The 7,446-nt window shown below is 60.6% G+C and carries 3 protein-coding genes and 2 pseudogenes; 4 read left to right on the top strand and 1 reads right to left on the bottom strand.

What is annotated here, in order from left to right:
* From ACIREA_RS22120 to ACIREA_RS22135, 4 genes and pseudogenes are all read left to right on the top strand, one after another.
* A pseudogene (locus ACIREA_RS22120) lies at positions 1 to 277 on the top strand (hypothetical protein); the annotation flags it as partial.
* Between the two features lie 19 nt (positions 278 to 296).
* Positions 297 to 1,586 (top strand): DUF1501 domain-containing protein, encoded by a 1,290-nt coding sequence (locus ACIREA_RS22125; protein ID WP_397384530.1) that lies wholly within the window; start codon positions 297 to 299, stop codon positions 1,584 to 1,586.
* A gap of 86 nt (positions 1,587 to 1,672) precedes the next feature.
* Positions 1,673 to 2,983 carry a Gfo/Idh/MocA family protein gene (locus ACIREA_RS22130; protein ID WP_397384531.1) on the top strand — a complete coding sequence of 437 codons (1,311 nt, stop codon included), beginning with the start codon at positions 1,673 to 1,675 and terminating at the stop codon, positions 2,981 to 2,983.
* A gap of 182 nt (positions 2,984 to 3,165) precedes the next feature.
* Positions 3,166 to 5,797: pseudogene (locus ACIREA_RS22135) on the top strand (phosphoenolpyruvate carboxylase).
* 161 nt (positions 5,798 to 5,958) lie between these two features.
* Here ACIREA_RS22135 and ACIREA_RS22140 read toward each other — a convergent pair.
* Positions 5,959 to 7,353, bottom strand: coding sequence for a hypothetical protein (locus ACIREA_RS22140; RefSeq protein WP_397384532.1), 1,395 nt, complete (start codon positions 7,351 to 7,353; stop codon positions 5,959 to 5,961).
* Positions 7,354 to 7,446: the final 93 nt, after the last annotated feature.

Genomic DNA, 7,446 nt, shown 5'->3' on the forward strand with positions numbered 1-7,446 from the left:
CAGTGAAAGCGAAGAAGGCAGCATCCCGCAGGTGCTGATGCTCATGAATGGCGAGGCCCAGCGAGTCATCGGCCAGAATGATTCACTCGTGGTGAAAACGGCCAGCGCGCAGAAGACACCGGAGCAACAGGTCGAGAGCCTTTACCTCAGCTTCTTCAGCCGCAAACCCAAGCCCGACGAACTGGCCAACGCCACGGCAGGACTCAGCAACGGCATGACCATGCGCGATCTGACCTGGGTGCTTTTCAACACCCGTGAATTCATCTTCGTGGAATAAACTCTCACCCTTCCCTGCCATGAATCTTCACAACCAGCTTGATCCCATTTCCCGTCGTGCCTTTTGCGAGCGCTGGGCCAGCGCCGCTCTCGGCGTCACCGTGCTGCACGGCCTCGGCGGCAGCGCCTTTGCAGCCGAAGCCGCCAAGGCAGCCGCGCCTGCCGGCCCCGGCTTTGGCAAGGCCAAGAACGTCATCTTTCTCCAGATGATCGGAGGCATGTCCCACATCGACACGCTGGACCCGAAGGATGGCCCGACGCAGGGACCGAAAGCGCCGATCAAAACCAAGGCTGACTTTCAACTGGGAGGAACGATGGAGAACCTCGCCAAACAGGCGGACAAGTTCAGCATCATCCGCAGCATGACTTCCAAAACGGGGGTGCATGCCGCCGGGCAGTACGTCATCCGCACCGGCTACGAGGAGCGCGGGACCATCAAGCATCCCAACATCGGTGCCTGGGCGCAGCACTTCCTCGGCTCCAGCCACAAGACGTTGCCCTCCAATGTCTGCGTGAACCGCCAGCCACAGAACGGCAACGGCTTCTTCCCATCCAGCTTTTCCCCGCTGCCCATCCTCGACCCCGATGTGGGCCTGCAATACGCCAAGAGCGAGGCCAGCCCGGAGCAGATGAACAAGCGCCTCGCCATGCTGGATCAACTTGATGCCGGATTCCGCGATCGCTTCAAGACCTCGGAGGTAAAGAGCTACACGCAGTTCTACGACAAGACGATCAGCATCATGTCGAGCACGGACCTGGAGGCCTTCCACCTCGATGACGAACCGGAGGCCTTGAAGGAAAAGTACGGCAAGGGCAAATTTGGCCAGGGCTGCCTGCTGGCGCGGCGTCTGGTGGAAAAAGGCATCCGCTACATCGAAGTCGCCAAGGGCGGCTGGGACATGCACAACAACATCGACGACGGCCTCGATGAACACGGTGCTGAACTCGACCAGGCGCTCTCCGCATTGCTGGAAGATCTCAAGGAACGTGGGCTTCTGGAAAGCACGCTGGTGGTGCTTTGCTCTGAATTCGGCCGTGGTCCCAAGCTCAATGGCAACGGCGGACGTGACCATCATCCGAAGGTTTTCTCCACACTGCTCGCAGGTGGTGGCATCAAAGGCGGGTACATCCATGGGGCCAGTGACAAGGAAGGCATGGCCGTGGCCGACAAGCAGACCAGCCCGCAGGATTTCCTTTCCACGATTGGCTGGAGTCTTGGGCTGCCTGTTGACGAAGTCGTCATGTCGCCCAGCAACCGGCCCTTCACAGTGGGAGACAAGGGCAAGGCGGTGATGGAGCTGTTTGCGTAGCGCGAACGTACTCCGCCTCAATTCTCCGCAAGCCTCTCGAACGGCTGGCGTACTTTGCCTCGCGATGCTTTCATCGCCCCTTGACCATGACTTCCCGCCGCCATTTTCTTTCCGCCAGCACCGCCTCGTTTGCCGCCTCATCGTTTCACATCTTCGGGGCTGATCCGGCGAAGAAGTACCGCACGGCCTTGATCGGCTCAGGCTGGTGGGGGATGAACATTTTGAAGGAGGCTCTGGCTTCGGGACGCATCAAGGTCTGCGCCTTGTGTGATGTGCATGAAGACGTGGCCTCCAACGCCGGTGACACGGTGAATGGAATCTCCGGAGACGACCCGAAGCTCTACAAGGACTATCGCGAACTGCTGGACAAGGAGAAGCCGGAGATCGTCATCATCGCCACGCCGGACCACTGGCATGCGCTGCAAACCATCGCCGCTTGCAAAGCGGGTGCTCATATCTACGTCGAGAAACCGACCGGACATACCATCAATGAGAGCAAGGCGATGGTGAAAGCGGCGCGTGAGGCTGGCGTCGTGGTGCAGGTGGGACTGCACCGCCGGATCGGCCCGCATCACGTAGAGGCGATGAATTTTCTCAAATCCGGTGTTGTGGGCAAGGTGGGCATGGTGCGTGCCTTTGCCGACAGCAAGGGCGGACCCGAGCAGCCGAAGCCCAACAGCCAGGTGCCCGAGGGCATGGACTGGGACATGTGGTGCGGCCCGGCCCCGATGCGCCCGTTCAATTCCAAGCTGCATCCGGGAGGCTGGCGGCATTTTCTCGACTACGCCAACGGCACCATGGCCGACTGGGGCGTGCATTGGCTGGACCAGATCATGCTCTGGAGCGGCGAAAAAGGGCCAAAGAAAATCTTCTGCACCGGGGGGCGTCCTATCGCCGGTCCTGCCGTGCTCAATGACAAGGAGCAGACCACCGACACCCCAGACCATCAGGTGGCCACGTTCGAGTTTGAGCAGTTCACCGCCGTGTGGGAGCACCGGAAGTTTGCCGAGAACAACAACGAGAAGCACAAGATCGGCTGCTACTTTTACGGCGAGAAAGGAGTGCTGCACATCGGCTGGCGCGATGGCTGGACCTTCTACCCGGTGAATCCCAAAGAGGGAGAGAAGCACGGCAATCACCAGCTTCAGGAGCCGGATGGTCACAACATCGCCCTGCTCTGGGCCGACTTCATCGATGCCATCGAGAAGAAAAAGCAGCCCATCGCCGACATCGAAAGCGCCCACCGTTCCACCTGCCTGCCCCTGCTCGGCATGCTCAGCTACAAGGCGGGGCGCAGCATCCAGTGGGATGCGGAGAAGGAGTTGATCATCGGCGACCCGGAAGCCAGCAAACTGATGCAACGCGAGTACCGTAAGCCCTGGGCCTACCCGGTCTAAAAGCGGACATTCCAGCGATTGGCGCTTGATCTTGCCTTTTCCATCGGCTTTCGACATGGCTCTGTGAATCAGGCATCCTTCCTGCTTAGATTCGCAAGCTCCACCCAGCCATGTCCGAAACTCCCCCGCAAAACCTCCGCACCCTCGGCTTTCAACTTCTCGAAGACGACCTGCGCTACCTCATGGCGGCCTTCTCCGCCGTTCTGCAGAAGCTGGGGGAGCCCGAACTGGCCGCCAGCCTGCCTTGGATCGGCACCGGGGTGCCGCAAAAAACGAACCGCTCCCTCGGTCAGGCCTACTCCATCGCTTTTCAGCTTCTCAATGTCGTGGAGGAGCGGGCAGCCTCACAAATCCGCCGTTTGCGGGAGAAAAAGAGCGGACCCGAGGCTGAAAAGGGCCTGTGGGCGGACAATTTGAAGCAACTGCAAACCCTCGGTCTGAAGGAAGCCGACATCCTCGCGGCATTGCGTGATGTCTGTGTGGAGCCTGTGCTCACCGCGCATCCCACCGAGGCCAAGCGCGAGACGGTGCGCGAGCTGCACCGCGAGATTTACAGCCTCATGAACCGGCATGAGAACCCGGCCTACACACCGCGTGAGCAGGCCCGCCTGCAAAGCCAGCTGCAGACCCAGCTCGAAAACCTCTGGCGCACCGGTGAAATCCACGTCACGCGCCCCAGCATCGAGGCCGAGCTCCAAAATGCGCTGCATTATCTGCGCGATGTGTTTCCCGAGGCGCTCACCCGTGCGCATGTGCACCTGCGCGAGGCCTGGCAGGCTGCGGGTTATGATGTGACTGAAGTGGACTCTCTGCCGCCCCTGATCCGCTTTGGTTCCTGGATCGGTGGCGACCGCGACGGGCACCCCTTCGTGACGGCGGATGTCACGCGCCATGCCTTGCAGGTCATGCGGAAAAATGCGCTGCGGGTGCAGCGTCGTGGGCTTGAAGCCCTCGCCTTTCATCTGCCGCTCAGTTCCTTGTTTCAGGTCACGCCGCAGCAGCTCACGGAGCTGATCGCAACTCTCACTGCGCAGCTCAAAACAGAGCCGGGCGTGGATCTTGCCAACATCTTGGAACGCAACAAGGAGGAGCCGTGGCGTGCGGCTGTTTACCTCATGCACGCGAAGGTTGTGCTGGCCATTGAGAAGCCCGCTTCGGCGGTCGCGTATGTGCAGCCGGAGGAACTGCGTGCTGACATTGACGTGCTCGCGCAAACCCTGCTCGATGTCGGCTCCAAGGCCGTCGTCGAGGAGCAGATTGTCCCATTCCGCCGCAATCTCACCGCTTTCGGTTTCCATTCCGCCGTGCTGGATGTGCGGCAGAATTCCGCGTTTCATGAAAAGGCGCTCGATCAGCTTCTGCGTGCCGCGGGGCTGCTGGAAGGCGGTTCCTTCATCGACTGGCCCATCGAGAAAAAGCGTGAGCTGCTTGATCGTGAGCTCGTCTCCCCGCGTCCTTTCCTGTCTCCTGGGATCTCCGCCGGACCAGAAGCGGACACCGTGCTCGATTGCTACCGCGTGCTGGCCGATCACCGCGCCAAGTATGGCAATGCGGGTCTCGGCTCGCTCATCATCTCGATGACACGCTGCGTGGAAGACATGCTCGTCGTCTTCCTTCTTGCCCGTGAAGCCGGGCTCATGGCCTGGAGCGAAGAAGGACTCGTGTGTCCCCTGCCCGTGGTGCCGTTGTTTGAAACGATGGGCGATCTCGAATCCGGCCCAGGCATTGTTGAGTCATTCCTTTCGCATCCTGTGGCCAAGCGCAGCCTCCTCGCACAGAGCAAGGGCGGTACGCCGGTGTTCCAGATGATGGTCGGCTACTCTGACTCCAACAAAGACTGCGGCATCGTGGCCAGCCAGTGCGCACTGCATCGTGCGCAGCGTGAGCTTTCAACCACGATCCATCGGCATGGCGTGCCCCACGCATTGGTTCATGGAGGCGCTGCCTCATGGCTCCCTCAGCGGCGGCATGCGCATGACGGAGCAGGGCGAGACCATCGCGCAAAAATACGCGCACATTGGGTCCGCAGTTTACAATGCCGAGCTGCTCATGGCCTCTGCCACGGCAGCCACCGCACGCCATCGCTGCACCGAATCCAGCGCCCCGCCCGAACTTGAGCCGCTCTTTGACAAGCTCGCCGCCGACAGCCGTGATGCGTATCGCGCCTTCCTGCACGCGCCGGACTTCATGAAGTTCTACCGTCAGGCCACGCCGATTGATGCCTTGGAAAACTCCCGCATTGGCTCCCGTCCCGCCCGCCGCACCGGCCAGGCTTCGCTTGATGATCTGCGCGCCATTCCATGGGTCTTTTCGTGGACGCAGTCACGCTTCTACCTTCCCGGCTGGTTCGGTGCTGGCAGCGCTCTGACCAAGCTCAAGACCGAAGATCCCAAGAGCTATGCCACCCTGGCTGCGGCGATTCCAGGCTCCGCCTTCCTGCGCTACGTCCTCACCAACATCGAAAGCTCCCTGGTCAGCGCCAACACCGACCTCATGCGTGCCTACGCCGCTCTGGTGGAGGACACCGCCTTGCGTGACCGCTTTCTCGGCACCATCCTCGGCGAATACGAAGCCACCCGCGCCATCATCGATGACCTCTTCCAAGGCACCATTGAAGGCCGCCGCCCGCGCCTCGCCTACACGCTGAACATTCGCGAAGAACCGCTCAAGGTGCTGCACCACCAGCAGATCGCCCTGCTGCGTGAATGGCGTGGACTCACCGCTGTCGGTAAAACCGAAGCTGCGGATGCGATGGTTTCTGACCTGTTGATTTCGATCAATGCGATTGCGTCGGGATTGAGAACGACGGGTTGAGGCGATCAGGGAGCCTGAAATGCGGAGTCCACGGCACTTGGCAAGTGCCGCTCCTTGGCATGCGAACCCCACAAGGAGCGGGACTTGCCAAGTCCCGCAGCGCTGGGTCTTGGGGTGTGTAAATGCTCAATGGCATGCGCATATCCATCTGCCTGCCCTCTTCACTTTCGCTGCCCTTCGGGCCCAGGCGGCGCAGCCAGCGCTGGCACATCCAGCGCAAACAATTCCTGCCCGACATGATGCCCTGCGGTGTTCACGAGAATCGCGCCAGGGAGCGCTGCCACGAGGGAGGCTCGATTGAAGATGGCCAGTCTGCGACTGCCGTCTTCGGTGCCGTCGGTGAGCCACAAGTCGGAGCCGGATTCCGCATTCTTGCGCTGGGCCAGCACGCGCCCGTCGTTCAGCGTGAGGAGTTCGAAGATCTCCGCATCTTCGCCGCCGAGGGCAATGTCGATCACCAGGTGGGTCCCGCGCTTGGTGCCGTCTGTTGTCCAGAGCTCCAGTCCGTGCTCTCCATCGTCCAAGGTGAAGTAGAGCCGGTCTCCACAGACGACAGGGGTGACATGCTGCCCGATCGGCAGTGAGAAGGTGGCGTCTTTGTAGGGATCGCTGTCAATGAGGACGGCGGTGCCCGCCGCCGTGCCATCACTGCTCCATACACCGCTGTGCCGCATGTGGTCGCCGGCCAGAAAGACGCCACGCTCCCCCACACGTCCAAACCAGTGCGGGGATATCTCCGTCTTTGACCACTGCCATGCCGCCAGTTTGACCACGGATTGCCCATCGCTGTGCCACCATTCCAAAGGCTGCTTGCAGCCACGCGGCAGCATCAGTACTCCCGTTGGCAAAGAGAGTAGCTGAGGGATTCCACCATCGTTGTCAAAATCAGGCAGCCCCGGCAGCGTCAGTTTTTTCAGCCCGGCGCGTGTGCCATCGATGCACCAAAAAGCTTTGCCCTCCGAGTCCAGTTTCAGCATGACCCCATTCAGCATCGCGCCGTCAGTGTAGTCCTCCCAGCCGTCGAAAGGCACTGCGATGGTTTCCGTCTTTCCGCTGTGGAGATTGAGCGCCACGAGGCCGTGCCCGTGGTAGTCGCCATGCAGTGAGAGCACCAGTCGATCTCCGATCAGGAAGGGCTTGAAGTCATCGCACACGTCTTTCCCGTCTTCTGAAATGGGACGCGTGCCGGCCTCGGTACCATCTGTCACCCAGACCCGGCTGCCTTTGCCCAGTGCGGCATTAAGCCCCTGAAAGTAGAGACGGTTTTCAAAGACAAAGGGATTGTCAAAAATCGAACTGCCCGTCTGCCATACGAACTCCTTGACCTTATGCGTGCCTGCCGTGCTGCCGTCCGAGTGATAGAGTGAGGCCACCGTTTTACCGCCTTGCTCGGATGCGGCGATGAACCAAACCTGATCTCCCCAGACATAGAAATTCATCAACCCGGAGCCCCCCGCCCCCGGATTCAAGTCAGCGACCAAACGCAGCGCGGTGGGCTCCGCCGCAGTGATTGCTGAAGCGAACACGACGCTGATGCAAAGAAAGGAACGCCACATGATGGGAAAGATAATGTGAAAAGTGGTTGGGTACGTCAACGGGCATTGGTCGAAGCCCGAGTGACAATTCAATAACGAAGCTCGAAGGGCGGG

Source organism: Prosthecobacter sp. (assembly GCF_044373815.1).
In the GTDB taxonomy this organism is placed as follows: domain Bacteria; phylum Verrucomicrobiota; class Verrucomicrobiia; order Verrucomicrobiales; family Verrucomicrobiaceae; genus Prosthecobacter.

Coding starts and splice junctions, on each gene's coding strand:
- ACIREA_RS22125 (WP_397384530.1), top strand. CDS start 297: ATGAATCTTCACAACCAGCTTGATCCCATTTCCCGTCGTGCCTTTTGC.
- ACIREA_RS22130 (WP_397384531.1), top strand. CDS start 1,673: ATGACTTCCCGCCGCCATTTTCTTTCCGCCAGCACCGCCTCGTTTGCC.
- ACIREA_RS22140 (WP_397384532.1), bottom strand. CDS start 7,353: ATGTGGCGTTCCTTTCTTTGCATCAGCGTCGTGTTCGCTTCAGCAATC.